Source organism: Paenimyroides tangerinum, from assembly GCF_003865405.1.
In the GTDB taxonomy this organism is placed as follows: domain Bacteria; phylum Bacteroidota; class Bacteroidia; order Flavobacteriales; family Flavobacteriaceae; genus Flavobacterium; species Flavobacterium tangerinum.
On the sequence record NZ_RQVQ01000034.1, the window covers coordinates 1 to 201 of the forward strand.

A 201-nucleotide genomic window follows, 5' to 3' on the forward strand; every position below is an offset into this window, starting at 1 on the left:
ATTTATTTTAGAAATATTTTTGAAAGTTTTTCTCAGTATTTGTAGAACTTCTGCACCTTTTCTTATTTCAGAATCGGATTGCAAAACTACAACTCTTTTAGTTTATCTTCCAAATTTATTTTTGTTAAAATTTAAATTTGCTTTTCGTGATTTGTATGAACTTCTGTTTTTCAACGGTGCAAATATACCGCCTTATTCTCG